Annotated in this window: 27 protein-coding genes; 12 read left to right on the forward strand and 15 right to left on the reverse strand. The window is 71.4% G+C overall.

Annotated features, from left to right (window positions below; genetic code table 11):
• Positions 1-316: phosphatase PAP2 family protein (locus VGW35_03575; GenBank protein HEV8306721.1), on the forward strand; the 316-nt coding region annotated here is incomplete at its 5' end.
• Between the two features lie 17 nt (positions 317-333).
• On the opposite strand, the gene VGW35_03580 is transcribed toward VGW35_03575, so the two are convergent.
• The 4 genes from VGW35_03580 to lgt all read right to left on the reverse strand — a co-directional run bounded on the left by VGW35_03580 (position 334) and on the right by lgt (position 3,801).
• Complete coding sequence (locus VGW35_03580; protein ID HEV8306722.1) at positions 334-1,035, reverse strand: ribonuclease H-like domain-containing protein; 702 nt, start codon at positions 1,033-1,035, stop codon at positions 334-336.
• Complete coding sequence (locus VGW35_03585) at positions 1,032-1,985, reverse strand: GGDEF domain-containing protein (protein ID HEV8306723.1); 954 nt, start codon at positions 1,983-1,985, stop codon at positions 1,032-1,034. Before VGW35_03585 ends, VGW35_03580 begins: the two co-directional genes overlap by 4 nt.
• Positions 1,986-1,988: 3 nt before the next feature.
• Positions 1,989-2,753: an MBL fold metallo-hydrolase gene (locus VGW35_03590; GenBank protein ID HEV8306724.1), complete on the reverse strand. Its 765-nt coding sequence runs from the start codon at positions 2,751-2,753 to the stop codon at positions 1,989-1,991.
• 223 nt (positions 2,754-2,976) lie between these two features.
• Positions 2,977-3,801 carry a prolipoprotein diacylglyceryl transferase gene (gene lgt, locus VGW35_03595; protein ID HEV8306725.1) on the reverse strand — a complete coding sequence of 275 codons (825 nt, stop codon included), beginning with the start codon at positions 3,799-3,801 and terminating at the stop codon, positions 2,977-2,979.
• A gap of 303 nt (positions 3,802-4,104) precedes the next feature.
• Between lgt and VGW35_03600 the strand changes: the two genes are divergently transcribed.
• Genes VGW35_03600 through VGW35_03625 form a run of 6 tightly spaced genes read left to right on the forward strand, consistent with a single transcriptional unit; the run spans position 4,105 to position 9,331 of the window.
• Complete coding sequence (locus VGW35_03600) at positions 4,105-4,866, forward strand: MotA/TolQ/ExbB proton channel family protein (protein ID HEV8306726.1); 762 nt, start codon at positions 4,105-4,107, stop codon at positions 4,864-4,866.
• A complete protein-coding gene (locus VGW35_03605; protein ID HEV8306727.1) occupies positions 4,856-5,287 on the forward strand; it encodes a biopolymer transporter ExbD in 432 nt (143 codons plus the stop codon). Before VGW35_03600 ends, VGW35_03605 begins: the two co-directional genes overlap by 11 nt.
• A gap of 22 nt (positions 5,288-5,309) precedes the next feature.
• Positions 5,310-6,287, forward strand: coding sequence for a TonB family protein (locus VGW35_03610; protein ID HEV8306728.1), 978 nt, complete (start codon positions 5,310-5,312; stop codon positions 6,285-6,287).
• Between the two features lie 4 nt (positions 6,288-6,291).
• Positions 6,292-7,638: a Tol-Pal system beta propeller repeat protein TolB gene (gene tolB / locus VGW35_03615; protein HEV8306729.1), complete on the forward strand. Its 1,347-nt coding sequence runs from the start codon at positions 6,292-6,294 to the stop codon at positions 7,636-7,638.
• Positions 7,639-7,675: 37 nt separating this feature from the next.
• Positions 7,676-8,377, forward strand: coding sequence for a peptidoglycan-associated lipoprotein Pal (pal, locus tag VGW35_03620; protein ID HEV8306730.1), 702 nt, complete (start codon positions 7,676-7,678; stop codon positions 8,375-8,377).
• 57 nt (positions 8,378-8,434) lie between these two features.
• Positions 8,435-9,331 (forward strand): tetratricopeptide repeat protein, encoded by an 897-nt coding sequence (locus VGW35_03625; protein HEV8306731.1) that lies wholly within the window; start codon positions 8,435-8,437, stop codon positions 9,329-9,331.
• 336 nt (positions 9,332-9,667) lie between these two features.
• Here VGW35_03625 and ltrA read toward each other — a convergent pair whose 3' ends face one another.
• The 10 genes from ltrA to VGW35_03675 all read right to left on the reverse strand — a co-directional run bounded on the left by ltrA (position 9,668) and on the right by VGW35_03675 (position 21,509).
• A complete protein-coding gene (gene ltrA, locus VGW35_03630; GenBank protein ID HEV8306732.1) occupies positions 9,668-10,915 on the reverse strand; it encodes a group II intron reverse transcriptase/maturase in 1,248 nt (415 codons plus the stop codon).
• Between the two features lie 645 nt (positions 10,916-11,560).
• A complete protein-coding gene (locus VGW35_03635; protein ID HEV8306733.1) occupies positions 11,561-12,379 on the reverse strand; it encodes a transporter in 819 nt (272 codons plus the stop codon).
• Between the two features lie 10 nt (positions 12,380-12,389).
• Complete coding sequence (locus VGW35_03640) at positions 12,390-13,529, reverse strand: hypothetical protein (protein HEV8306734.1); 1,140 nt, start codon at positions 13,527-13,529, stop codon at positions 12,390-12,392.
• Between the two features lie 14 nt (positions 13,530-13,543).
• Complete coding sequence (locus VGW35_03645) at positions 13,544-15,706, reverse strand: copper-translocating P-type ATPase (protein ID HEV8306735.1); 2,163 nt, start codon at positions 15,704-15,706, stop codon at positions 13,544-13,546.
• 90 nt (positions 15,707-15,796) lie between these two features.
• Complete coding sequence (locus VGW35_03650; GenBank protein HEV8306736.1) at positions 15,797-16,129, reverse strand: hypothetical protein; 333 nt, start codon at positions 16,127-16,129, stop codon at positions 15,797-15,799.
• Positions 16,130-16,427: 298 nt separating this feature from the next.
• Positions 16,428-17,837 carry a DUF4139 domain-containing protein gene (locus VGW35_03655; GenBank protein ID HEV8306737.1) on the reverse strand — a complete coding sequence of 470 codons (1,410 nt, stop codon included), beginning with the start codon at positions 17,835-17,837 and terminating at the stop codon, positions 16,428-16,430.
• Between the two features lie 199 nt (positions 17,838-18,036).
• Positions 18,037-18,996 carry a zf-HC2 domain-containing protein gene (locus VGW35_03660; protein HEV8306738.1) on the reverse strand — a complete coding sequence of 320 codons (960 nt, stop codon included), beginning with the start codon at positions 18,994-18,996 and terminating at the stop codon, positions 18,037-18,039.
• Positions 18,993-19,517 carry a sigma-70 family RNA polymerase sigma factor gene (locus tag VGW35_03665; GenBank protein ID HEV8306739.1) on the reverse strand — a complete coding sequence of 175 codons (525 nt, stop codon included), beginning with the start codon at positions 19,515-19,517 and terminating at the stop codon, positions 18,993-18,995. Before VGW35_03665 ends, VGW35_03660 begins: the two co-directional genes overlap by 4 nt.
• Positions 19,518-19,696: 179 nt before the next feature.
• A complete protein-coding gene (locus VGW35_03670) occupies positions 19,697-19,912 on the reverse strand; it encodes a hypothetical protein (GenBank protein HEV8306740.1) in 216 nt (71 codons plus the stop codon).
• Positions 19,913-19,952: 40 nt separating this feature from the next.
• Positions 19,953-21,509 (reverse strand): amidohydrolase family protein, encoded by a 1,557-nt coding sequence (locus VGW35_03675; GenBank protein HEV8306741.1) that lies wholly within the window; start codon positions 21,507-21,509, stop codon positions 19,953-19,955.
• A 194-nt stretch (positions 21,510-21,703) separates the two neighbouring features.
• Here VGW35_03675 and VGW35_03680 point away from each other — a divergent pair, with 194 nt between their 5' ends.
• From VGW35_03680 to VGW35_03695, 4 genes are read left to right on the forward strand one after another with little or no spacing between them, the layout of a single operon-like run.
• Positions 21,704-22,255: a peroxiredoxin gene (locus VGW35_03680; GenBank protein ID HEV8306742.1), complete on the forward strand. Its 552-nt coding sequence runs from the start codon at positions 21,704-21,706 to the stop codon at positions 22,253-22,255.
• A gap of 8 nt (positions 22,256-22,263) precedes the next feature.
• On the forward strand, positions 22,264-22,794 hold the full coding sequence (locus VGW35_03685) for a TlpA disulfide reductase family protein (GenBank protein ID HEV8306743.1): 531 nt from the start codon (positions 22,264-22,266) through the stop codon (positions 22,792-22,794).
• A 50-nt stretch (positions 22,795-22,844) separates the two neighbouring features.
• On the forward strand, positions 22,845-23,960 hold the full coding sequence (locus VGW35_03690) for a PQQ-dependent sugar dehydrogenase (GenBank protein ID HEV8306744.1): 1,116 nt from the start codon (positions 22,845-22,847) through the stop codon (positions 23,958-23,960).
• Positions 23,961-23,986: 26 nt separating this feature from the next.
• A complete protein-coding gene (locus VGW35_03695) occupies positions 23,987-24,526 on the forward strand; it encodes a DinB family protein (protein ID HEV8306745.1) in 540 nt (179 codons plus the stop codon).
• A 1-nt stretch (position 24,527) separates the two neighbouring features.
• Here the strand turns inward: VGW35_03695 and VGW35_03700 are convergent, their stop codons facing one another.
• Positions 24,528-25,157 (reverse strand): urea amidolyase associated protein UAAP1, encoded by a 630-nt coding sequence (locus tag VGW35_03700; GenBank protein HEV8306746.1) that lies wholly within the window; start codon positions 25,155-25,157, stop codon positions 24,528-24,530.
• Between the two features lie 235 nt (positions 25,158-25,392).
• Here VGW35_03700 and VGW35_03705 point away from each other — a divergent pair.
• Positions 25,393-26,575 (forward strand): M20/M25/M40 family metallo-hydrolase (locus VGW35_03705; GenBank protein HEV8306747.1); only part of this gene is annotated, 1,183 nt, incomplete at its 3' end.

The raw sequence follows: 26,575 nt of genomic DNA on the forward strand, positions 1-26,575 counted from the left end.
CGCGACCTTCGCAGTGCTGGTCGTCTACCTCGTGGGGCGGTCGCGGCTCGCCCGTCCGTGGCGCCTCGGCATTCAAGGGCTCGCCCTCCTCACCATGATGGCGGTCGGGCTGGCCCGCATCCTCCTCGGCGCCCACTGGCCGGCCGACGTGGTGACGGGCTTCGCGCTCGGATCCGCGGTCGCGGCCGGAGCGGCATGGTGGCACCTCACCCACCCGTCACCGGCCCTCGTCCATGACGGGGCTGGCCCTGGACTCGCGGGTGAGCGCCGGTCGGGCAGCCGCATCGGGGGCGTCTTCCGAGACCCCCCGAAATGACCTAGCCGCCAGAGCCGTTAACGGAAGAAGGACGCGATGCGGAGGAAGATTTCGTAGACGAGCCGCACGTCGCCGAGGCAGTACGCCTCGATGTCGTCGACTCGACCCGCCCGCCAGAGTCCGAGCACCTGGGACCCTTCCATGCCGGCCGGCGTCTTCGAGAGCCCGAGCAGCTCCGCCACGATGTCGAGCCGGATCGATTCGGCCCGCTCCCAGTTGGCGAGCACCCGCATCACGTCGAAGTGGCTGTCCAGCGCGAAGGGGCGCAGCGGAAGGCCGGTGGTCGGGGACAGCCCGAGATAGATCGACCGCCGCAGCAGGAACGGAACGTCGAAGGCGAGGCCGTTGTAGGTGATGAAGCACCAGTCACGGCGGGCCCGCACGATCTCCCAGAAGCCCTCGAGGATCACCCGCTCGTCCTCGACGCGCCGCGCCGTGAGGGCCTTCGTCTCGAGGTCGCCCGGTCCGCGGGCATCGTGCCCCATGCCGATGCAGACCACGTGGCCGAACTCCGGTCGGAGCGCCATGTACCGCTCGATCCGTACGCGGAGCGGCGCCAGCGCCTCGGCATCCGCCGCGGCGAGGTAGTCCTCGAGCGTGACCGCCCCCGCCTCCTCCGGGTCCCGCCGGAGCGCGCGATCCCAGACGTACTCCTGGATCTTCCGTGGCTCGCCACGGAGGTCCCGGGGGATGGTCTCGATGTCCAGGACGAAGTTCACCGGGTCCGCTCGGCCTGCGCCACGAAGGCCCGGTTCTTGCCGTCCCGCTTGGCCGAGTACATGGCGTGATCGGCGGCGGCCACGGCCGCCCGCGCGGAGGCCGGCGCCTCGCGGAAAGCGACGCCCCCCACGCTCGCCGTCACCCGGGGCAGGTCGGGGGGAAACGGGGCGGCGGCGATGAGGGCCACCAGCTTGGCGGCGTACCGGTGCACCATCTCCGACGTCGCCTCGGGTAGGACCACCGCAAACTCGTCACCGCCGAGACGCGCCGGAAAGTCGGTGGCGCGGCAGTTCTCCCGAAGGACCTGGCCGACCACCTGCAGGACGTGATCCCCAGCCTGGTGGCCCGCCGTGTCGTTGACGGCCTTGAAGCCGTCGAGGTCGACGAGCAGGAGGCCGAATGGCCGGCCGTATCGCCGGCAGCGGGCGAGCTCCTGCTCGAGGACTTCGTGGAAGTAGCGCGAATTCCAGAGGCGCGTGAGGCGATCCCGGCGGGCCGAGTCGCGCTCACGCACGAGGCTCGCCGCCAGAACGTCTTCCGTTCGGAGCAGCCGCCCGATGGCCGCCCGGAAGGCGCTCACGCCGGCGGCCAGCGTCCCCAGGATGGCGAGTCGCAGTCCGGCGTCCCACCAGGGGACCTCGGGCGGCCACCGGAGGTTCCGCAGCTCCATGGCGCCGGTCCAGCAGAGCGCGGCCAGGGCGACGGTCGCCCAGCGGCCGGTGGCGCCGAAGCGCCAGCTCGCCACCATCACGACCCCCATGTTGGCGAGGGCGAGGGCGACGAGGGCGGCCGTCCGCTCGTCCAGCGCGGCGACGAAGAGAAGGGCGGCCAGGAGCATGGCCAGGCCCAGGCGGAACACGAGCCGCTCGAGATGCCGGGCGATGCTGTCGACCGGCTCCCCGACCCGGGGCTCGCCCTCACGCGCGAGAAGGCGGCGGAAGCGTCCCACCACTCAGACCCGGTACCAGCGCAGCTCGTCGACGACGGCGACCGGACCGCCGAAGGCGGCGCGGGCATCGGCCACGTGGGCGGCGAGCCTCCGGTGGTTGTCGTAGCCGACGTGGGCCAGGAAGAGTCGGCGGGCGGCCGCCTGGCGGGCGATTTGCCCGGCTTCCCGGGCGGTGGAATGCCACTGAGTCGAATCGGGTTGGGCGAACGTCGCTTCGTGGATCAGCACGCTCGCCTCGCGAGCCAGGCTCGCCACCGCGTCGCACGGCCGCGTGTCGGAGGAGTAGACCAGGCTCCGTCCCCCGGCCTCGGCCCGGACGGCCAGATTCGGCATCCGGCCGTGGACGTTCGGCGACGCGCTCACGGCGAGGTCGCCCGTCGTGAATACCGGCACCCCGGGGCGCGGCTCGACACCCAGGATCGACAGCTCGAAGCCCCCGGGCTCGTCGAGGAGCCCGAAGAGCTCGAGCAGCGCGCGGAGGCGGTCCACGTGCTCGACACGGCAGTACACGGGCAGCCGTGCCCGGCGGCCGAGCACGAGCAGGCTCTGGACGAGCGCCGGCAGCCCGTAGACGTGGTCGGGGTGCGTGTGCGTGATCACGACGGCGCCGAGCTCGACAGGATCGACGGCGAGGCGCCGGAGCTTTTGCACGGGGCTGCCGCCGACGTCCACCAGGCAGAAGGTGCGGCCGGCCCGGACCAGGATGGCCGTCGTGTCGCGCTCGGCGGAGGGCACGGCGCCCGAGCTGCCGAGGCAGGCGAAGGCCAAGGAGGGCGCGCGCGGCGCCGCCGGCGGCCCGGACCGGGGACGCCCGAGCGGGCGCGGCCGGGCGTTCCGGACCGACCGGCGCGGGCGCCCTCGGATCCCGCCGCCGCCCGCTCCTCGCCGCATTCCCGCCTCAGCCCAGCTCGGGGCGGGAGCGCCTGCTGCCTGCTGCGTCGCGTCGTCCCCGCACGGGTACGTCCCGCATCGATTTCTTCACAGCAGGCTCTCAGCCGCGCTCGCGCGGGTGACGGCGAAGGAGGAGGGGAACGATCGCCGCCGCGGCCAGGACCGCGATGACGCTCATCAGCTGTGCCACCCGGAGCGAGCCGAACATGAGGCTGTCGGTCCTGAGCCCCTCGATCCAGAACCGTCCGAGCGAGTAGAGGCCGAGATAGCCGAAGAAGAGCGCGCCCGGCGCGCGCTCGAAGCGCCGCCGCAGGGCGAGGACGAGCACGAGAAAGACCCCCAGGTTCCACAGCGACTCGTAGAGGAACGTCGGGTGGAAGTACTCGGCATCCACGAACTCGGGCGGGCGGTGCGACTCGGAAATGTAGAGCTTCCAGGGCAGGCCGGTCGGGCGGCCGAAGGCCTCCTCGTTGAAGAAGTTCCCCCAGCGACCGATGGCCTGACCGAGCGCCAGGTACGGCGCCACGATGTCGAGGTAGCGGAGAAGAGGCAGGCCGCGGGACCAGACGTAGCCGCCTCCGGCCAGGAGACCGCCGATCATGCCGCCGTGGATGGCGAGGCCGCCCTCCCAGACCGCGAAGATGCGCCACCAGGGCTGCGTCTGATAGTAGTCGAGATTGAAGAGGACGTAGTAGAAGCGGGCGCCGATCAGGCCGCCGACCAGCGCGAACTCGGCGGCCTTGAGGAGCTCGTCCGCCTGTTCGCCTCGCCGGGTCGCCTCCCGCGAGGCGAGCCAGAGACCGAGGGCCATCGCGGAGGCGATGAGCACGCCATACCAGCGGATCGTGAGGGCGAGCGAGCCGACCAGCGGGAGATCGGCCGGCAACCGGAGGGAAAGGGCGATCGGGCCCGGCGAACGGAACACCAAGGACTAGGGCGCCTCCGAGCCACGCGAGTACGCGCGCCCGAAGGGCGCGGGTGAGACGACATGAAGCGAAGTCAGTTGGCCCTGCACCATCAGCCGCAGATGACCTCCGGGGTCGGGGTCTGGCTCGTTATACCGGAGGGGGATTCGTACTGTCAAACGAAAAGCCCTCGCGGAGTGCGCTCGGCGCGCGCAGAACCACGCGGGAAGTCCTGAAAATGTTTGACACCGGCGCGCGCGTGTGCGTATCATGAAGCTGCGCATTTCACGCCTCTCCGTTCGTTCGTACTCAGGCCGGGTGGAGTGAGTGAGGAGTTGGGCGGCTTCCTGAACTTCGCAAACCTAGGCAGTTTCGGCGAGCTGATCGCCTCCGCTGGGCTGGTCGCGAAATTTGTCCTCCTCGTTCTGTTCCTGCTCTCGGTCGTTTGCTGGGCCATCATCTTCCAGAAGGCGCTGCAGTTCCGTGGCATCACCCGGGAGACCGCCCGGTTCCTCAAGGTGTATCGCGAGTCGCGGCGCTTCTCGGTGGTGGCCGGCGGGGCCAAGCGGCTGCGAGCGAGCCCGCTGGCCCGCGTGTACGGGGCGGCGTACCAGGAGCTCGGCGGGACCGGCAACCCTCTCCCGGACCTCATGGACGGTCCGCCGGAGGAGGGCGAGGACGGCATCGGGCCCGAACGCCTCGAGTCCGTTCAGCGCGCCATGCGGCGCGTCCAGTCGTCCGAGGTCGAACGCATGGAGCGCTACCTGGCCTTTCTCGCCACCACGGCCAGCGCCGGCCCCTTCATCGGTCTCTTCGGCACCGTATGGGGGATCATGACGTCCTTCCACTCGATCGGGACCCAGGGCTCGGCGAGCCTGGCGGTGGTCGCCCCTGGCATCGCCGAGGCGCTGATCGCCACCGCGGCCGGGCTGGCGGCGGCGATCCCGGCGGTCATCGGGTACAACTTCTACGTGGGCAAGGTCCGTCACTGGGCGACCGAGATGGACAACTTTGCGCTGGAGTTCGCCAACCTGATAGAGCGTCGTCTGGTCCGGGTGGTGAAGTCGCTGAAGAATGGCTATTAGGGTCGACGCGGGCGCCGAGGGTTCGGGGCGCGTCCGGGGCACGCTGGCCGAGATCAACGTCATTCCCCTCGTCGATGTCGTCCTGGTATTGCTCCTGATCTTCATGCTGACCGCGCCGATGATGTACCGGGGGATCGACGTGAACCTGCCGAGAACGTCCAGCAAGCCGACCGCCATCGAGGAACGACTGGTCCTCACCATCACCAAGGATCGCTTGCTCTTCATCAACGACCGCGCACTTCCGCTGGCGACGCTCGAGACGCGGCTGCGCGACCTGCTCCGCGACCGGACGGACAAGACCATCTTCATCAAGGCCGACAAGGACATCGCCTATGGGTACGTGGTCGAGACCATGGACCGCGTCCGTCGCGCCGGCGTCGAGCGGGTGGGCATGGTGACCGAGCCGCTTCCGAAGCGGTGAATGGCGCGAGGGCGGACGGACGATGGCCCAGACAGCATACCGGGTTCCCCGCCGCTTCATCGGGCCGCCCGAGGAGCCACCGCCGTACGGGTTCTTCGCGCTGTCCTTCATCGGGCATGCTCTGTTCATCGTCATGGCGGCAGCCCTCTCGGCGTTCGTCAATGCGCAAGCCGACCAGTCCAAGATCTATGTCGTGAACCTGGTGCCGGCGGCCCCACCGCTGGGCAGCCCGGCCCCCCGGGTCGTCGAGCGGCCGCGGGTGCCGGAGCGGGCCCCCCCGAAGCCCGAAAAGGCCGAGGCCCCGCGGCCCCAGCCGAAGGAAACGCCGCCGCCCAAGCCGGAAAAGGCCGAGCTTCCGGCGCCCAAGGAGACGCCGCCGCCCAAGCCGGAGTCGGTCGCGCCCCCGCGGGCCCCGGAGGTCGCCAAGGTGACCCCGCCGCCCCCGTCCGAGCTCGCGCTGCCGCGCAAGGCGGAGAAGGAGACGCCGGCGCTGGACACGCGCCTGCCGCGCGAGCGGTTGCTCGAGCGTCCGCCCGTGCCGCCGCCGCCGGCCACGCCCCCGGCGGAACCTCCGCGCGTGGCGCCGCCCCAGGCACCCGTGGCACCGCCCCCCACGGCCGCGGTGGCTCGACCGGTGGAGCCCATCCGTCTCGGCCGGCCCGACTCGACCGCCCCCGCCACCGGCAGCATCAGCCTGGACGTCAGCGACTTCCCGTTCACGTACTACCTCCGGCAGATCCAGGCGAAGATCAGCGAGCGGTGGACACCGCCCCGCACGGCGGCGATCGGCGGGGAGCGCGCCGTCGTCCTGTTCGAGATCGGGCGGGATGGCCAGATCAAGGAGCCCGCGGTCGAGCGAAGCTCGGGCAACGCCCTCTACGACCAGTCGGCGCTGCGCGCCATCATGGAAGCGAGCCCGTTCCCGCCGCTCCCGCCGGAGTTCAGGGCGCCATCGCTCAAGGTTCACTTCGGGTTCGAGTTCCGACCCGATCAGGGATGATGCCGTGAAACGTGTCGTCGGTGGTCTGGCGGTCCTGGCCATGGCTCTGGGATTCATCGTCCTCCCCCTGCCCCAGCTCACGCCGCCCTCCCATTCGCAGGGGGTCGACGTCTTTCTCAACGTCACCCAGGGCGGAACGAAGAAGCTCGGCATCGCGATTCCGGAATTCGGGCGCGCGCCGAACACGGCGGACGAGGGGAACTTCTCCCGGGCCCTGCCCGAGATCATCGGAAACGACCTCCGCTTCTCGGCCCTCTTCACCGTGGTGGCCAACGAGCCCCCGCTGCCGACCGACAGCGAGGCGCTCCGGAAGAAGCTGGCCGACTTCGCCGCCGCCGGAGCGCACGCGGCGATGCACGGGTTTCAGAGCATCGCGGGGCAGCGGGTCACCGTCGACTTCCGGCTCTACGACCTGACCAACCCGGAGTTCCGCCTCATCGCGCAGAAGAGCTTCTGGGCGGAGCCTCTCAGGGAGCATCGCCGTCTGGCCCACCGGATCTCCGACGAGATCGTGTATCAGTTCACCGGCGAGCGCGGAATCGCCGAGACGAAGATCGCGTACGTGACCCGGTCGGGACAGAACAAAGAACTCGCGATGATGGACTATGACGGGTTCAACCAGGTCGCGCTGACCGATCTCCGAAGCATCACGCTGTCGCCGGTGTGGAGCCCGGTGGACTCCACGCTCGCCTTCACGTCCTTCTTCAAGGGCTACCCCTACCTCTTCCGGATCTACCCCTTCAACCCGCGGCGGCGGGAGCCGGAGCTTCTCTCGGCCTGGCCCGGCATCAACACGGCGCCGGCCTGGGCACCGGACGGGCGCACGGTGGCCATCACGCTCTCCAAGGATGGCAATCCCGAGATCTACTCGCTGCGGATCGGCAGCTCCGAGTTCCGCCGGCTCACCAACAACCGCGCGATCGACACCGACCCGACATGGTCGCCCACCGGCCGCGAGCTGGCCTTCTCTTCGGATCGTTCCGGCTCGCCGCAGATCTGGATCATGGACGCCGAGGGCGCCAATCCCCGGCGGCTCACCCTCAGCGGCTTCGACACCCAACCTCGATGGTCTCCTCGCGGCGACACCATCGTCTTCACCCGCCGGACCGCCGGCGGGTTCGACCTCTGGGCGATCGCGCCGGACGGGGGCAACGCGCGTCCGCTCACTCAGGGGCAAGGGAACAACGAGAGCGCCGCCTGGGCCCCGAATGGCCGTCACCTCGCGTTCACGTCATCTCGGGGCGGGCGTCAGCAGCTCTACACCATGCTGGCGGATGGATCGGAGCAGCAACCTCTCACGCGAGACCGCGGCGAGGCAACCAGCCCGAGCTGGTCTCCGCGACCGCAATGAGCTCGCGATCCAGCCAGAGCGGAGAAAGGAGCGTGGTATGAACCGGAGACCCTGGCAGATCACTCTCACGATCGCTGCGCTCTTCGTGGCGTCGGTCCTCCTGACCGGCTGCCCGAAGAAGCCGTCGCCCGCGGCCGGCACCGGCCCCGGGACCGGGGCGGGACCGAGCGCGGCGGGCGGCGCCGGAACCGGCAGCGAGTCCGGGGCCGGGGCGGGCGGCACCGGAGGATCGACTCCCGGCACGATCGGGAGCGGCCCCGGCGGGACCGCGGGCGGCACGGGCGGCCTCGGGTCCGGCCCGGGTGGGGCTGGCGGGGCCGGCGCGGGCGCCGCCGGTCCCGGTGTGGCGGGCGCGACCGGCACGACGATTCCGGCGCTGCCCTCACCGAAGGAGTTCGTCGAGACCTCGGCGCTGCGGGATATTCACTTCGACTTCGACAAATACGAGGTTCGGGCGCAGGACAAGGGGGTCCTCGACGAGAACGCCAAGTGGCTCAAGTCCAACGCGAACGCCCTGCTCCTGGTGGAGGGGCACTGCGACGAGCGGGGGACCAACGAGTACAACCTGGCGCTCGGAGAGCGCCGGGCCAAGGCGACGCGGGACTACCTGGTCTCGCTCGGGATCGACGGATCGCGGATCACCGTGATCAGCTACGGTGAGGAGCGGCCTCTCTGCACGGAGCGCACGGAGGCCTGCTGGGCGCAGAACCGCCGCGCGCATTTCCTCGTCAAGCAGTAACGCGCCGTCGTGAGTCCGCCGAGGGGGAGGGGGTGGGTTCTCGGCACTGCCGGATGGTTGATCCTCACCGGTTGTGCCGCCCAAGAAACCACGCCCCTCCTCCGCGAGGACGTCTCCCGCATCCGGACGGACCTCGCGCGCCTCGAGCAGTCGATCCAGCGGGGCCAGGCCGAGGTCAAGGCCGATCTCCAGCGCGGTGAGCGCCAGAACGCCCAGACCCTGACCGAGCTCCAGCGAAGCCTCGCCCAGCTCGGAACGCGACTCGAGGACATTAGCCGAGAGACCGGGCGGATCCAGGGGCGGCTGGACGAGCTGCGGCGGCGCGTCGATACCCTCGCACTCCAGTTCGAGGTGGGCGGTCCTCCGCCGGGCGGAGCTCCAGGTCCCCGCATCGCGCCGCCGGCCGAGGCCGCGCGGACCGGGCCGGCCCCGGTGCCGGTGACGCCCGCGCCTGCTCCCCCCGCTTCCGCTCCCGGCCCCCCGCCCCCCGCGGGGCCCGGGGCCTCGGCCGCGACCTCGGTTCCACCCGCGCGCCAAGCGACCGATCTCTACCAGACGGCGTACATCGACTACACGCGAGGCAACTACAACCTCGCGATCGCGGCGTTCAAGGAGTTCATCCGCCTCTACCCCGAGACGGACCTCGCCGAGAAGGCCCAGTACTGGGTCGGTGAATCACACTTCAGCCTCGCGCGCGATCTGCAGGGCCGGGGCGACCGGACACGGTCCACCCAGGAGTTCGAGCGCGCGGTTCAGGAGTTCCGCCGGGTGCTGATCAACCACCCACGCGGCGACCGCGTCCCGACGGCGCTCTACAAGGAGTCCCTGGCGCTCCTGGAGCTCCAGCAGCCGGCCCTCGCCGAGGCGCGCCTTCAATTTCTCGTCGATCAGTTCCCGTCGACCGAGGAAGCGGTGAAGGCCAAGGAGGAGCTCGCCAAGCTCCGGCGTCGTTAGACAATGGGAGGAGGCCTCCGCGGCCCCCTCCAGACCCACCCCCAAGAGTCGGATGCCCGGGCAAAGCCCGCGCCCGGAGCGGAACACCAACCGTGAACGGTTGGGCGAGCCGTTGTGCGTGGTGACTCCGACAAGCTCCTAGAGACCCGAGACCCACCGAAAAGACTCAGGGAGCCTGTCCGGTTAACAGGCGCTACGCGAACGCCAGACCGCCGACGGTTGCTGTTCCCGCTCCGAGCGCCGGCTTCGCCGGCGCAACCTGTCCTGGGATCGGGTAGCCGGGCCCGAAGGGCCCGGCTCCCACACCACCGTACGTGCCGTTCGGCATACGGCGGTTCACAAGGCGCGCGCAAGCCTCCGGTGCTCATCAAGAAAGCCCACGAGCCCAAGCCCGGTCAGCCAGGCGGTCGGAACCGCCCGGTGCATCGCACGGCTCCCCGCCACAGCCCAAGGGCCGTGCGAGCCGTACGCGACCGCCGACGCATGGCCCCGGTCCACGCCGCGACAACAGAGCTCTCGCAGACGAGTGCGGGGCGTCTTCCACTGCCGCCACAGCAAGCCGCGCAGTTTCCGACGGAGCCACGCATCCAGCCCCTCAAACCCTGCTGCCACGGTGGCCTGCCGGTAATACGCCACCCAGCCCCGAATGACCGGGGCCAGATCGCGGACGGTGTTCCCTACGTAGCGCCCTCGACCCCGCCGCAGCATCCGCCGGAGCTTGCTCTTGAGTCGGTCCACCGACTGGCGAGCCGGCTTCAGCTTCGGCTGCGTGTGCGAGGTCACCGTGTAACCCAGTATCCGCCGGACCCACGGCCGCGCCACTGCGCTCTTGTCCCGATTCACCCGCAGCCGAAGCCGCTCCCGGAGAAAGCGCTCCAGTGATGCCATCACCCGCCGGCCCGCCGCCTCGGATTTCACGTAGACGTTACAGTCGTCGGCGTAGCGGACGTACCGGTGCCCCCGGCGCTCCAGCTCTTTGTCCAGCTCGTCCAACAGCACGTTGCTGAGCAAGGGCGAGAGCGGCCCGCCTTGCGGCGTGCCCTCCAGCCGGGGCGACACCAGCCCCCCCTCCAGCATCCCGGCCCGTAGATACCGACCGATCAGCCGGAGCACCCGCTTGTCCCTCACCCGCCGCCCCACCCGCGCCATCAGCACGTCGTGGTTCACGCGGTCAAAGAACTGCTCGAGGTCCAGGTCCACCACCCATCGATGGCCCGCCGCGATGTGCTCCCGAGCGCGCCCCACCGCCTCCTGGGTGCCACGCCCCCGCCGGAAGCCGAAGCTCCCGTCCGAAAACGTCGGGTCAAAGATCCGATCGAGCACCTGGAGCAGGGCCTGTTGGATCATCCGGTCCACCACCGTCGGGATGCCGAGCACCCGCGTCCCCTTCCCATCCGGCTTCGCAATCTCCACCCGCCGAACCGGCTGGGGCGTGTACGTGCCCGTCACCAGTGCCTCCCGGATGCCCGACCAGTGCTCCCGGCAGTACGCGCCGAGTTGCTCGACGGTCATCCCGTCGACCCCCGCCGCCCCGCCGTTCCGCACCACACGCCGGTAGGCTGCCTGCATGTTCTCGCGACGCACCACCTCCTCCATGAGCCCCTGAGCCCCGTCCCCGGCCTCCTCTCCGGACGCCGTGCGGCCTTGACCCGCGGCCCCCGGGCCTCCGGCGGTGCCGCCGCCCTCCCCCCGGGACCGCTCCGGCTTCTCAGCCCTCTGCCCTGGGTCTCTGGCCCGCATGAGCCCTCGGTGCCGGTTCGGCTCCTCGTGTTCGGCCCTTCACCGCCGTGCGCGGCGGCTACTACGGCCTCGGCTGGCTCCTCGCGCCGCCTCCCGGCGTCGCCCCTTCGGACGCAAGCGAGGTCTCCCGGGGTAAGACGCGTGACCTTCGCCCCATCCACCCGCCGCATCTACGCCCCGCCGGTCCGGGTGACTATCGGGCTTCGGGTGCCTCCGCCCCCTCGCCCGCCAGCGCAGCGCCTCGTATGCGGTTCGTGTCCCTCGGGCCGGAGCTTTGCCTACGGCTCCCTCCCCACACCGCCTCACGACGGCGCAGTGGCCGGTCGGCTAGGAGTTCCCGTCACCAGGGTCTCCAGAGGACTTGCACCTCCTGGTCACTTTCCGGTCGGCTTTCGCCTTCCGGTTCTCGCACCGGTCTCATCCGATGCGACGCGCCATGCCCGGCGCACGGAGGCCTCGGAGGGGGCCGCAGAGGCCCCCTCCGAAAAACTAGAACCCGATCGAGACCCCGGCCGTCACGAAGAAGCGCGCGCGCTCGGCCGGGCCGGTGAGCTCGGTGCCGGCCCCGGCGTCCACGACCACGCGGTAGGTGAGCTGATGGCGAAACCCCACCTCGACCCCGACCACGGAGGCTTCCCCGCGGCGACTCCCCTGCTCGGCGAAGAGATCGCCGAGGACGGTCGTTCGCGTGTACTGCGGCGCGCCCACCGGGTAGCTGGCTCCCGCCGCGAGCTTGTACCGGCCGTCGCGCTCGTCTGAAGTAATACTCGGCGCGCCGTGCGAGCTGACCGTCACCCGCCGGGTGTCGGTGTCCGAGGTGAGGAACTCGTAGGCAGCGTTCAGGTGCAAGCTGAGCCGGCCGAACGACTTGGTCACGATGCCCTTGACCTCGAGGTCGATCCCTGACGAGTCGACCCCGGTCGGGAAGTTGACCGTCAGCTTCAGCCCGAACGCGGGAAGGCTCAGCGTCTCCTGATTGAAGTTGTAGAGCGCGCTGAGCTGGAGGTCCCCGGACTTGGTCGGCTCGTCGACCTCGTGCGGGTCGGTGGAGAGCGTACTTCCGAGCCCGAGCTGGAAGTTTGGGAAGGCGCCGTGGAGAACCTCGACGGGGAAGAACCCGCGGTCCGGGCCCCGGCGCTGCAGGGTGAACCCGGCCCCCGCCTCGACCGTCCACTCCCCGGTGGCGACCGGGTACGCGTCCTCCAGCCGCAGGGGGCGCCCTTCGTCCAGGTTCGCGTGGTCGATCGCGTAGGCGCGCGGGATGCCGGCCGCGAGCAGGGCGACGGCGAACAGGAATGGCAGGCGCATGATCGATCCCTCAGTGATGCGGCTGACCGCCGGTCGGCTGATGCTCGGCGGGAGCCTGGCCTGTGTCCCGGGTCGCCTTGCCCTCGAGCACCTCTCGAGCCGACGGCGGTCGGGGCCCCATCGCCATGCCGCCCGTCATCGAACCGTGCCCCATGCCCGTCATGCCCTGGTGCCCCGCGGCCCCGATCGGCATGCCGTGGCCGCCGCCGGCCGGGGCTGGCGCCGCGTGGTACTCCGCATACCGCTCCTGGGGCTCGTGATTACGCTGCAGGTAGATCGAGAAGATGCGCAGGATCGCCTCGCGCTTGGCGCCGAGCGTGGGGTAGAGATCGGGACGACTCAGGACGTCGTCCATGTTGTCGTGGAGCATGTGGAGGTTGTCGAAGATCGCCGCCAGCTCCGGGTACCGCGCGGTGAACTCCGGAGCGCCCTCCGACAGCATCGGCATGAACTGCCACTCGACCGGGGGCTGACGGAGATAGCCGTGGTACCACTCGATGATCCGCGGCATCAGCTCGCGCTGCCGGGCCGCGCTCCCCATGAGCTGGACGTCGTAGACGGCCGCCTGGAGCCAGTGATACGCCCAGATCTGCGTGTTGAACTTCGGGAACTTCCGGGAGAACGCCTTCGATTCGGGGAAGCTCCAGAGCTTGCCGTGATGGTCGAGGCGGTGGGGCGTGAGGGCCTCCGGCTTCGCCAGGTAATCGGCGAGGACCGCGCGGATCGTGGCGTCCTTGTCCGTGACCCGGCCGCTGGCCAGGATGTCGTAGACGCTGCGGTGGAGGGTGTGCGTCCAGTTGAAGGCGCTCTGCGCCTCCCACACCATCCGCGTCAGGGTTGGCGCCACCTGCTCCTCGTCGGGCGGCACGGCGGGGGAGCTGAAAATGAAGTCCAGCACCTCGAGGCGCGCGCGCTCCACCTCCTCGGAGTTCTGCGTTCGGAGCAGCGTCTCGGCCAGATGGGCGTGGCCGAAGTCGATGCCGTTGAACTCCCGGAAGAGCTGCGGCAGCTCCCGCGGCACCGCCCAGTTCCAGGGCCCCCGGGGCGGCCAGCGATGGTCTCGCGTCACCCACTGTCCCGTCACTGGCAGAACGCCGAGCAGGATGGTGGCCGCGGCTCCGCTGAGTGCCACGAACGACCGCGTCTTCATCGTCGACTCCTTGTCTAGAGCTCGGCCCCCCGGAGGCGGAGGGCGTTCCCGATCACCGAGACCGAGCTGAACGTCATCGCGGCGCTGGCCGCGATCGGGCTGAGGAGCAGCCCGAAGACGGGATACAGGACCCCGGCCGCCAGGGGGACGCCCAGCGCGTTGTAGAGGAAGGCGAAGAAGAGGTTCTGCCGGATGTTCCGCATGGTGGCCCGGCTGAGGCGCCGGGCGCGGACGATCCCCCGCAAGTCCCCCTTCACCAGGGTCACCCCGGCGCTTTCCATGGCCACGTCGGTGCCGCTTCCCATCGCGATCCCGACGTGGGCCTGGGCGAGGGCGGGCGCGTCGTTGATGCCGTCCCCGGCCATCGCCACCACGCGGCCCTCGCCCTGGAGCCGCTTGACCACGGCACTCTTCTGGTCGGGCAGCACCTCGGCCTCGACGTGCTCGATCCCGAGCGTCCGGGCGACGGCCGCGGCCGTCGTCCGGCTGTCGCCCGTCAGCATGACCAGGTGGACGCGCTCGTCCCGCAGCTGCTGGATCGCCTCGGGCGTGGACGGCTTGATCGGGTCCGCCACCCCGAGCAGGCCGGCGGCCCGGCCGTCGACGGCGACGAACATGACCGTCTGGCCATCGCGGCGCCGCGATTCGGCGCGGTCGGCGAGATCGCCCGGATCGACTCCCAGGTCGGCCAGCAGCGCCGGGTTGCCCAGCGCCACCGCTCGGCCGTCGACGGTGCCGGTGACGCCCTTGCCCGTCAGCGAGCGGAAGTCGCGGGCGGCGCCGGGCTGGACGCCGCGATCGCGCGCCCCGGCGACGATCGCCGCCGCCAGCGGGTGCTCGCTCCCGGCCTCGAGGCCGGCGGCCAGGCGCAGCAGATCGGCCTCAGCGACGCCAGCCTGGGCTTCCGCCGAGACGAGCCGCGGCTTCCCTTCGGTCAACGTGCCGGTCTTGTCCACGACCAGCGTGTCTACCTTCTCGAGGACCTCGAGCGCCTCGGCGTTCTTGATCAGGACGCCGGCCAGCGCCCCGCGACCCGTGCCGACCATGATGGACATCGGCGTGGCCAGCCCGAGAGCGCAGGGGCACGCGATGATCAGCACGGCCACCGCGTTGATCACGCCGTACGTCCACCGGGGCTCCGGTCCGAAGAGGCCCCACCCGAGCAGAGTCCCGGCCGCCGCCAGCACCACGGCGACGACGAAATACGCCGAGACGACGTCGGCCAGCCGCTGGATCGGCGCCCGGCTCCGCTGGGCCTCGGCCACCATCCGCACGATCTGGGCCAGCAGCGTCTCCTGCCCGACCCGCTCGGCGCGGGCGACGAGCCCACCGGTGCCGTTGACCGTCCCGCCGATCACGCGGTCGCCCGGACGCTTCTCGACCGGGATCGGCTCCCCGGTGACCATCGACTCGTCGACCGCGCTCGTTCCCTCGAGCACCACGGCGTCCACCGGGACCCTCTCGCCGGGTCGCACGCGGAGCCGGTCGCCAACCTCCACCTGCTCCAGCGGCACGTCCGCCTCCCGGCCGTCCGCGTCGAGCCGGCGGGCCGTCTTGGGCGCCAGCCCGAGGAGGGCGCGAATGGCCTGGCCGGTCCGGCTCCGGGCCCGCAGCTCGAGCACCTGCCCGAGGAGCACGAGAACCGTGATGACGGCCGCCGCCTCGAAGTAGAGCCCCACCGCGCCGCCGTGGCCGCGCACCTCGTGCGGGAAGAGGCCGGGAGCGAGCGTGGCGACCAGGCTGTAGCCATAGGCCATGCCCGTCCCGAGGGCGATCAGGGTGAACATGTTGGGGCTCCGGCTGACGATCGACGCCCAGCCCCGCACGAAGAACGGCCACCCGGCCCACCAGACGACCGGGGTCGCCAGCGCGACCTGCCCCCAGGCCACGAGCCCGGCCGGGAGGGCGCCGTGGAGGGGCCGCCCCGGGATCAGGTCGTCCAGCATGAGCAGCAGGATCGGGGCGGTCAGCGCGACGCCGACCCAGAAGCGGCGCGTCATGTCCCGGAGCTCCGGGTTCTCCGCCTCCTCCAGGACGGGGACCCGAGGCTCCAGTGCCATGCCACAGATCGGGCAGGCGCCGGGCTCGCTCCGGATGATCTCGGGATGCATCGGGCAGGTGTAGACGGTCCCCGCCGCGGGGGTCGAGGCTGGGTGGAGGGATGTCATCGCGCGCATGTGTTGGCTCCTCGGATCGGGATACTTCGCAGAGCGCCCTCCCGGGAACTTAGCTCCGGGAGGGCGACGTGACGACGGGAGTCGCGCGGCCTAGTTCAGGAGGGTCGCGTGCAGGAGGAACCGCGGCGGTCGCGGGATCGGAGCCGGCGTGTCGACCGCGGCCCCGGTCTCGGTCACCCGCACGGCTGACGCCGGGATTCGGGTGTCGACGGCCAGGGAGCCCGGACACCTCACCGAGGAGCCGGGAAGGGCTTCGCAGGACGCCGCGTGAGAGGTCTCCCCCAGCGCTTCGGCCACCGAGGGATCGGTCGGGTTACCAGCATGGGCGGTTTGAAGCGGCACGCACAGGTGCCCGAGCAGCGTCACGACGCAGGCCAGCACCAAGGCGACCCGAAGCACCGCGCTCGCCGCTCGCCGGTACATGCGTTCAGGATCGCGTGCGGCCCCCCGGCTGTCAAGGCGAAGTCGACGCCGCGCGGCCCGGACCTTCGACGCCGTTTGCATGGAGCAAGAGATTCCGCATGATCCGATACTCGAGAGGCTGGCAAGAGTTCTTGAGGCCCCTCCGCTGACCCAGGAGTGTGTCGGAGTATCCCGGTAGCTCGCCCCGAGCGCGCGATGCGGCGAGCGGCGCTCCGAGCGGCGGCTGTGCCGCCGCGCCCACCCACCCAATCCGAGAGGGGGGGCATCGGGGGGTCTTCCGAGACCCCCCGGAAATGACCTAGAAGCGCAGGCGGACCCGGTAGGTGAGCTTCACCGCGCCGTCCTTGGGGACCGGCAGCCGATACTTGAGCGTGTGGGCCTCGATCTTCTCGAACGGGTGGCTCGAGGCGAGGACCTGCCAGTCACCGGGCACCGGCTCGATCACGGTCACCGTCTGGCCTTCCTTCTTGTGGTTGCGGAGGGCGATCTCCCACTCGACCTCGTAGAGGTTGCCGGCGATCTTCCGCCAGTCCTTCTGCGTCCGCTCCCCGACCACGTCGAAGGCGTTGCCCATCTTGATCCTCACCTGCTCGTCCTTCGGCGTGTGATCGATCCAGTCCTCGCCGACGAACTGCTGGCTCCCTGAGCGGTCCGCCTTGTAGACACGGACCTTGCCCTTGGGCAGCGGCAGCCCGAGCCGGTGGTCCGCGCTGTTCTTGAGCTCGAGATAGACGGCGACCTTCTGGTTGGAGATGGGCACGCCATAGGCGCTCCGGTAGTAGTCCTGGGCCCCGTAATAGATCAGCTCCTTCCGGACCGGCACGTCAGCCGCCGACATGAGGGCGAGCTGCTTGGTCTGGTTGTCCTTGATCATCGTACGGCCGTCCAGGGTGTAGAGGTGGTACTCGAAGAACCCCTCGGCCGCGAACTCGCGGCTGGCCTCGGGGGCTTGAGCCGCCTTGGCCGCCGCCTCGAGCATCCGGGCGTCCCGCCGGCGGTCGGGCGCGCGGTTCACGTCACCGGCCACCAGCTTGAGGGCGGCGTTGCCGTAGCTGGCGCCGCTCCGGTTGTCGATCGTGACCCAGCCGGTGACGTCGGCGCGATCCTCGCCGGCGCCGAGCACCATGACGTAATCGGCCCGCCAGGTGATCCCGCCGGTCAGGTACGAGGCCTCGATCCGCTGGGGGGCCACGCTCTGATTCCGGATGAGCCAGGCGAGCGTCGGCTTCGCCACCAGGTTCTCGGGCAGGGACGGGAGCACCAGGCGCCCGTACTGTCCGAGGTGGATCTGGCCATTGATCTCGAAGACGGGGCCCTGGGTGGTGAGGAGCGTCGCCTCGTGGTAAGTCCCGTCGGGCGTGTAGAGCCGGACTTTTCGGCCCACGTACTTCTCCATGAGCTTCTGGCTCGACAGGAGATCGTATTCGTAGTTCTGCTCGAGGATCCTGAGTCCGGCGGGATCGCCGAGAGAGCGGAGGTGGACGGTCGTGGGATCGATCTGGGCCGCCACGTCCATGAAGTGGACCTCGCCGGTGCCGGCTGGCAGGCGCACCTCGCGCACGTCCTTCACCAGTCCCAGGTTTCCGTTGTAGATGGTGACCTGAACATCCCGCTGGGTCTCCCGGGTGATGCTGAGCGGGGCCGCCCCGGCGAGCGGAGCGGTTGCGAGGAGCACCCCCAGTGCGAGCACGATCGACTGGATCGTCATGGCGCCGTCCTCCTGCTGGCCTGACATGGGTGACGTCTGGCCAGTGAGACCGGAGACGGCCGGGAAAGTTCCGGAGGGCTTTCAGTTGAGCTTGGGGGGGAGCGCCTGCTGCCGCTCCCCCCCAAACTCCCCCCACCAGCAGCCCGTGTTATCCCGTTGTCCCCGCACGGCAAAATCCGGCGTCAATTCCTTCGGGAGCTCAGTCGGTCAGTCGCAGCGCAAGTCGGACCTGCGCGGGGAGCTCGCCGGGCACGGCATCGGGCTGCCACCGGCCGATGCGAGCGAGACCCTCGGCGAACTCGGCGTAGGCCACGCCCGGCAGCAGGATCTCCACCACGACCCCTCCCGCCTCCTGGCGCCGGCCCACCTCGACGCCGCCCATCCGGGCGAGGAGCTCCCCCAGCGCGCGGTCGGCCGTGTCCCGATCGCCAACGGCGAGGCGCCCCGAGACCCGACCGACGGGGGCGGCCTGGTCCGCGACGCGCGGCGGGGCGGCGGGACGCGCCAGGCTCTTCGCTCGCTCGGCGGAGGTGTCCGAGCGGGCTTCCGGGAGGGGCGGGGATTCCGACGGCCCCGAGGGCTTCACCTCGCGCTCGGGCGGCGCCACGTCTCCGGTGTCGAAGGCCCGCTCTTTCTTGAGCTGGACCTCGGGCGCCGGTGGCGGAGGCGCCGGCGTGGAGGGCGCGACGCCCTGTCGCCCCCTGGGGGCCAGGACCGGGGGCGGCGCCGCTCGCGGCGCCTCCTTCCTCGGCGGCTCCTGGCGCGGGGCCTCGACCGTCGGGGACGGCGGCGCCGGGGGGCGGGCCGCCTCCCGGACCTCGGGCGCGTGCTCGTAGAGGTAGACGGCGGTGACGGCGATCAAGGCCACGGCGGCGGCGTGCAGCGGGAGCTTCACGGGAAGCGGCCAGAACAGGCGCCGCAGGAGGCGCGTCCGCCACGGCCCGGGCCGGGCGGCTTCGAGCACGCGGTCGACGAAGCCGGCGGGCGCGCGGACGGGGGCCACGCCGTGGAGAAGCGCGACCGTCCGGCGGAAGCGGTCGAGCTCGCGCCGGCAGTCCCCGCATCCGGCGAGGTGGGCGTCGAGACTCGCCCGCTCTTCGGCGGTCAGCGCCTCGTCCACGCGGGCCGAGAACAGCTCGCGGGCGTCGTGACAGGTCACGGGAAGAACCGCTCCAGCTTGTCCTTCAAGTCCATCCGGGCCCGGTGGAGCCGCGAGCGCACGGTGCCGACCGGGAGGTCGAGTACCCCCGCGATCTCCTCGTAGGCGAGTCCCTCGAGGTCCCGCAGCACCACCACGAGCCGACGATCCTCGGGGAGCTCCGCGATGGCTCGGTGGAGGGCCGCCTCCAGCTCGCCCCGCTCCAGCTCGGCGGCGGGGTCCGCTCGGCCGTTCCGGAGCCGCGTGAGCGTCTCCTCGCCCTCGCGGCCGAGCCGCCGCTCGCCGCCACCCAGCCGACTGAGGCAGAGCCGCGAGGTGATCGCGTAGAGCCAGGTCGAGAGCTTGGCCTCCCCGCGGAACTCGCCGATCGCGCGGTGGACCCGGAGGAAGACCTCCTGCGCGACCTCTTCGGCCTCGGCCCCGTTCCCCAGCATCCGGACCGCGACGCCGAAGACGCGGTGCTGGTAGGCCGTCACCAGCTCCTCGAACGCCCGCGCCTCGCCGGCCCGGAGCCGGGCCACGAGCCCGGACTCATCGGCCGGTGACGGCTCACGCATGGTCGCCCCGGCACACGGCCCGAGCCTACCTCAGGGGCCCGATGGCCCACAAGGATTCGCGCCGGGGCCACGCATCGCCGTCGCCGGAGGCTCCCTATCCCGTTAGAGGGCCGAGCGGGCCCGGAGTTCCCGGGGCGAGGCGGTCAGGTCTCTTCGCGAGCCAGCCGGGTGAGCGCCTCGACGTGGGCCAGGACCCCGAAGAACAGCCCGGTCACCCTGCCGCGGAGAGCCCGGTCGGCCGTGCTCATGCCGGCCGCCGCGTGGACCCGCTCGGTCAGGTCGAGGAGCCGGGATTGTAGGGCCAGCGCCTCGTCCAGGCAGTCGCCGATCTCGCGAAAGAGCGCATCGCGGTCGCTCATCGGTCTCCTCCCGGCGTGACCGGGATCGGCCCGGGCCGCCTCATGGCCACACCTGGCCGCCCGCCACGAACGTCCTCCGCACCTGGAGGCGCTCGAGCTCTTCGGGCGGCACCTCGAGCGGGTTCCGGTCCAGCACGACCAGGTCTGCGCGCTTGCCCGCCTCCAGGCTCCCGCACTCGGCCTCGAGGCCCATCGCGCGGGCCGCTTCGATCGTGTAGGCCGCGAGCGCCGCCTGGACCGAGACCGCCTCCGTCGGATCCACGAGCGCTCCCTCTCGCGTCCGCCGCGTCACCGCGGCCGCGATGCCGGTGAGGGGGGCCAGGCTGCCGCAGGGGTGGTCCGAGGAAAAGGCCTGCGGGATCCCGGCCTCCCGGAACCGTCCGAAGGCATGGCAGTGGAGATCCGGCGGGAGGGGGACGCTGGGCGCCCCCTGGTCGTAGAGGAGCGACGGCTGGGTCACGACCCGGAGCCCCAGGGCGCCGATCCGCTCGATGAGCGCGGCGGTCACGAACATGACGTGGTCGATCCGGACGCGCCCTTCGCCGCTCCGCTCGCGCCGGACCGCATCCTCGATGGCGCCGACGCACGTCTCCACCGCCAGGTTCCCGATGGCGTGGCAGGTCACCCGCCACCCGGCGCGCCAGGCTGTCACCAGAAGCTCGGCGAGCTCGTCCCGGCGGTAGAAGAGAAAGCCGCTCACCACCTCCTGGCCATCCCGCGGAAGCCGCATGGCGCAGCGGTATCCCCCGTCGACGAACACCTTGAGGACCCGGTCCTCGCCCCGGGCGCGCGCTTCCTTCCAGGGTGGATCGAACCAGCCCGACGAGGTCACCGCCATCCGGGCGACGCGGATCCCGAGCCGACCGGCCTGCTCGGCCTCGTGATAGCGACGCTCCACGGACGGGCCCACCGCGGCGTCCTGGATCGTCGTGAGCCCGGCGGCGGCGTAGCGCCGGGTCGCCTCCGCGGCGACCGCGCCGAAGCGCCCCTCCCATCCCTCGCGCGAGGCCCGCTCGATCCGCGCCATCGCGCGCTCGAAGAGAAGCCCGGTCGGCTCACCCGCCCGGTCGCGCCCGATCTCGCCACCCGGCGGGTCCGGTGTGGCCCGGGTGATCCCGGCGGCGGCGAGGGCCCGCGAGTTCGCGACTCCCTGGTGATGCGAGAAGTGGAGGAGGAACGCCGGCCGGTCGGGGACGGCCTCGTCCAGCTCGGCTCGCGTCGGGTGGCGGCGCTCGGCGAGGCGTCCGTGGTGGTAGCCGAGACCGCGCACCCATGCGCCGGGCGGGGTGGCGGCGGCCGCGGCGCGCAGGGCCGCCTGGACCTCGGGGATCGTTCGGAGCGGCGGGGTCCGGCAGTCGGCCCAGAACCCCTCGAGGGCCGCGACGGCGAAGTGGTTGTGGGGATCGACGAAGCCCGGCAGCAGCGCCTGCCCGGCGAGGTCCACCACCGAGGGGTCCTCCGTCCCGAGCGCGAGCACGGCCTCGCGGCCTCCGACGGCCGCAATGTGTCCATCCCGCACGGCGAGCGCCTCGGCCAGGGGGCGCTCGGGAACCATCGTGAGGAGGACGCCGTTTATGAAGAAGGTGAGCCGGCTCACCGGACCCCTGGGACGAGGCTCGCCGACGACCCCACCGGAGGGACGGGACGGACGCGAGACCGCAGGCCGAGCGCGTCCCGGCGATATGGAGGACGACGGGCTGCGACGGGGATCGGCCCGGGCCGGCTCATGGCGGTGCGTTCATGGTATCGTACTCGGTAGCCCCCAACACCCGCTCACAGGAGGGACACACCATGCGCGGTCGACTCCTCCTCACCTCCGGCCTCCTGCTGGGCCTGGCCGGCGGCCTGATCCTGGGCGGTCCGGCCGAGGCGCTCCAGGTCGGCCAGAAGGCCCCCGACTTCACGCTGGCCGGGCCCGGCGGCAAGCAGGTCAAGCTGTCCGACCTCACCGGCAAGGGGCCGGTGGTCCTCTACACGTTCATCCAGGCCTTCACCGGACCCTGAACCAAGGAGATCCTGGGCTTCGAGGCGGCGCTGCCGCAGTTCGAGGCCCTGAACGCCCAGGTCGTGGGCGTGAGCGCGGATCACGCGGCAACGCTGGAAGCCTTCACCAAGCAGAACAACGTCAAGCACCTGCTCCTCTCCGACTTTCGCCGCCAGATGCTGCCGGCTTACGACGCGATGGTGACGGACGACAAGAGCCCGACCTTCCGCTACGCCCGGCGTGCGTACTTCATCATCGATCGGAACGGCGTCGTCCGCTACGTGAAGATCCAGGAGAACGTGCTGGATCTCCTGAGCGCCGACGAGGTCCTGAAGGCCCTCCGGGAGTCGGGCGCGTGACGCCCCGGATGGTCGCCGCCGCGCTCGTCCTCGCGCTCTCCGCGGGCTCGGCGCTCGGCGCCCGCCCGGACTTCGCCGCGCTGGAGGCCCAGACCTACGACCCCCCGAAGCCCGCGCCGGCCTTCGCGCTGCCGGATCTCAACGGCAAGACGGTCCGGCTGGTGGACCTGCGCGGCAGGGTGGTGCTCCTCTTCTTCTGGGCCACCTGGTGACCGAGTTGCCGGGAGGAGTTGCCTCCCCTCAACAAGCTCTACACCGAGTTCAAGGCCAAGGGATTCGAGCTGGTGCTCGTCAGCTTCCGCGAGGATCCCGGCAAGGTGAAGCAGGTCGCCCGCGAGCGCGGCTACGTCGCGCCGGTTCTCCTGGACCAGAGCGGTGAGGTGACGGGCAAGCTGTACGGGGTCTGGGGCCCGCCGACCCTCTACTTCATCGATCGGCAGGGGCAGCTTCTCGCGCGCATCGTCGGCCCTCGCGCCTGGGACTCGCCCGAGGCGCGCGCGCTCATCGAGAGCCTGGTGGACTCGGCCCCGAAGCGGTGAGGCGCTCCCGGTCCACACCGCCCGTCGACCGGCAGCTGGGCGGGCTGGCCGTGGCCGCCGCGCTCACGCTCGGGCTCTCCGCCGGGGCGGCCGAGCCGGACCCGGCCGCCCCCCGCATCCAGCTCCGGCTGGTGGCCGGCGGCCTGTCGTTCCCCACCTACGTGACCCACCCGCGAGACCGAAGCAACCGGCTGTTCATCCTGGAGCAGCCCGGGCGCATCAAGGTGCTTCGGCCAGGAGCGACGACCCCGAGTGTCTTCCTCGACATCCGCCCGAAGGTGCTGGCGGGAGGTGAGCGCGGCCTCCTCGGCCTGGCCTTCCATCCCCGCTTCGCCCAGAATCGCCGCTTCTTCGTCAACTACACGCGCCGGCCCGACGGCGCGACGATCATCGCGCAGTACCGGGTGTCGGCCACCAACCCCAACGTCGCCGACCCGGCCGAGCTCCGGATTCTCGCCGTGGCCCAGCCATTCGTCAACCACAACGGCGGGATGATCGAGTTCGGACCCGACGGCTTCCTGTACATCGCGTTCGGCGACGGGGGGGCCGGCAACGATCCGGGGAACCGCGCCCAGAACCTCGAGACCCTGCTCGGGAAGCTCCTGCGGATCGACGTCGACCGCCCCACCAGCCCGACCAAGCCGTACTCGTCGCCCCCCGGCAACCCCTTCTTCGGCTCGATTCCCGGACGCGACGAGATCTGGGCCCTCGGGCTCCGGAACCCGTGGCGCTTCTCGTTCGACCGCGCCACGGGGCAGCTCTACGCGGGGGACGTGGGTCAGAATGCCCGGGAAGAGGTCGACATCATCCGGCGGGGCGGCAACTACGGGTGGCGCGTCTTCGAGGGGACGCTCTGCACCAACCTCGACCCGGCCCTGTGCGGCCTTCCCGGGTTCATCCCGCCGATCGCCGAGTACGGCCACACGGGCCGTCGGTGCTCGATCATCGGCGGGTACGTCTACCGCGGCACCCGGTCGAGCCTCCCGCCCGGGTCATACGTCTTCGGCGACTTCTGCTCGGGAGAGATCTTCCTCCTGCAGAACCGGACGGTGACTCGCCTCCTCGTCGCGCCGCTCATGATCACGTCGTTCGGCGAAGACCAGGCGGGGGAGATCTACGTGACCGGTTTTGGCGGCACGGTCCACCGTGTCGTCGCGGCGCCCTAGCCGCCGCAACTCTCATCACGGACGCCATGGCGCTGCCGCCGCCCGTCGAGACCCTCTGGCGCGACCTGGAAGCCATCCGCCGCGAGGTCCTCGCGGAGGTCGAAGGCCTCTCCCAGGCGCAGTCCGACTGGCGCCCCAGCGAGCGGGACTGGTCGGTGGGCGAGATCGTCCATCACCTCACCCTCGCCGAGGTCGCCACCGGCAAGCTCACCTCCAAGCTCCTCAAGGAGGCGGGGCCGGGAGGGGCGCCCTTCCCCGCCGACCTCGCGGGATTCACGCCGCTGCCGCCATGGCCGCCCGGGCCGGCCGAGGCGCCACCGGTGGTCCGCCCCGAGAAGGGGCGGCCCATCGCCGAGCTGCTCGCCGACATGAAGGCCACGCGTGAGCGGAGCCGCCAGTCCCTGGACCGCCTCGGCGCCGTGGATCCGCGCGCGCTCCGATGGCGGCACTTCGCCCTCGGCGACCTGGACCTCGGCCAGTGGTGGATGCTCCAGGCCCGCCACGACGGCGACCACCTCCAGCAGCTCCGCCGGCTGAAGGCCTCCCCGGGGTTTCCGAAGACCTGACCTACGGCTCGTAGAGGACGAGGCGGATCGGCGTCGGCCGGCCCCCGCTGGCCGGATTGTAGATCTGCGGGCAGTTGGAGAGGGCGGCGAGCGCGTCCATCTCGGCGCGCAGGTCGACGTAGTCGCCGGGACGGGAGCGGCCTTCGGCGATCGCCATGGCTCCATCGGCCCCGACCGGCACGCTCATGAAGAAGTTCACGTTGGCCACGACGTCCTTTTTCCCGAGGCCGAAGGGGGCGACCGCCCGCAGGAAGTTGTCGCGGCAGTTCGGCGTCCCCTCGACCCCGTACCGCAGGCGGTTCGACTCCGCGCTGCAGCAGCCGCCGATGGTGTCGTGGCCCCCGGCGGTGTCGGCCACGAGCGTGAAGAGCGGCCGGCCCATGTCCGAGTAGAGACGATGACCGGCCGTGAGGACGATGGTGCCGGCCACCTTCATGGTGTCGGCGGCGTTGTACCGCTCGCTCGGGTCGGCGGCGTTGTAGCAGAGGAAGTCGACGGCCTGCCGGCCTTCGAGGTCCACGATCCGGAGGATCTGGCCGGCCCGGACCACGCCGGACCAGTGGCTGCCGGGGGGAATCGTCCGCTCGTCCACCACGCGGCCCGGGATCGTCTCGGCCGACGGCGGGGTCATGCGCGACCCTCGCTCATCCCGAGGGCGCGCAGCCGAGCCTCTGGCCGGCCGCCACCAGGCTCTGACGCATCCTCTCCAGCTCCGCCAACAGAGGCGCCGAGCAGGACACCGGCGAGCGACGCGACAGCCCACGTCTTCACGCGCATGACGCCCTCCCTTTCGGATAGCCACAGGCTCGGCGGATGGTATGGCCCCGTTGCGCGACGTGTCAAGAGGCGGCCCGGGTGACACCACCATGCCGGCTGGCAGTGAGTTCTGGTACATTCCTCTCACCATGGCGGACCGCCCGGCCCGGGTCTCAGCCGCGGTCGACCGCGGCAGCGAGCGGAGCGTCCGCCGGCTTCAGGAGCTGGTGCGCGTGGCCCGGGCCGGGGAAGCGGCCACCCAGGCGCTCGTCGCGGCGGCCCTGGATGACGCCGGCTGCCGCGTCGAGACATTCCGCTACGCCCCCCGCGACCTCGCCCTCCCGCACCAGTTCGTCCGAGACGGCGAGGAAGCGGGCGAGCGGACCGCCGTGGTGGGCTGCCTCGGCGACGCGCACGCCGTCCGGCTCCTCCTCTTCGCCCACCCCGACGTGGAGCCCGTCGCCGGGACCGAGCGCTGGCGCCACCCGCCGTTCGCGGGCGTGATCGAGGACGGCCGGGTACGCGGCTGGGGGGTGGCCGATGACCTGGCCGGCGTGGCCATCATGGTCGGCGCGCTGGACGCGCTGCGGGACGCCGGCCTCACGCCGCGGGGCGGCCTGATCGCCGCGAGCTCGCCGAGCAAGCGGGACGCGCGAGGCATCGTCGCCGTGCTCGGCCGCGGGCATCGCGCCGACGCCGCCGTCTATCTCCACCCGGCGGAGTCCGGGCATGGCCTGGCGGAGATCAAAGCCGCGACCCCGGGCTTGCTCCGCTTCCGGGTGACGGTCCGGGGTCGACCGGCCGACACCCGCGAGCCGGAGCAGACGCCGTTCGCCCACCGGGCCGTCGATCCCATCGAGAAAGTGGCCGTCCTGGCGATCGCGCTCCGGGCATGTGCCGACCGCCGGGCCGCCCGCGTCCGTCATCCGGCGATCGAGGCGGCCATCGGCCGCGCGACCAACCTCCAGCTCGCCTACGTCCACGCCGGTGCGCCCGACCGCCTCGGGCGAGCCAGCGACACGTGCGTGCTGGCGGGCTCGATCACGTTCCCGCCCGGCGAGTCGATGGAGTCCGTGCAGGCGGAGGTCGCCGAGACGCTCGGCGCCGCCGCCGCCGGGGACCCGTGGCTCCGCGGTGACCCGCCCACTCTCGACTGGCTCTTCGGCGCCGCCGGCGCCGAGGTCGGCCGGGACCACCCGCTCTATCGTGATCTTCGCGGCACGATCGGCGCGGTGACCGGGCGCGAGCCCGTCCTGAACGCCCTCCACGCGTCGAGCGACATCGGCCACCCGA

This window comes from Candidatus Methylomirabilota bacterium (assembly GCA_036005065.1).
Classification (GTDB): Bacteria; Methylomirabilota; Methylomirabilia; order Rokubacteriales; family DASRDR01; genus DASYQW01.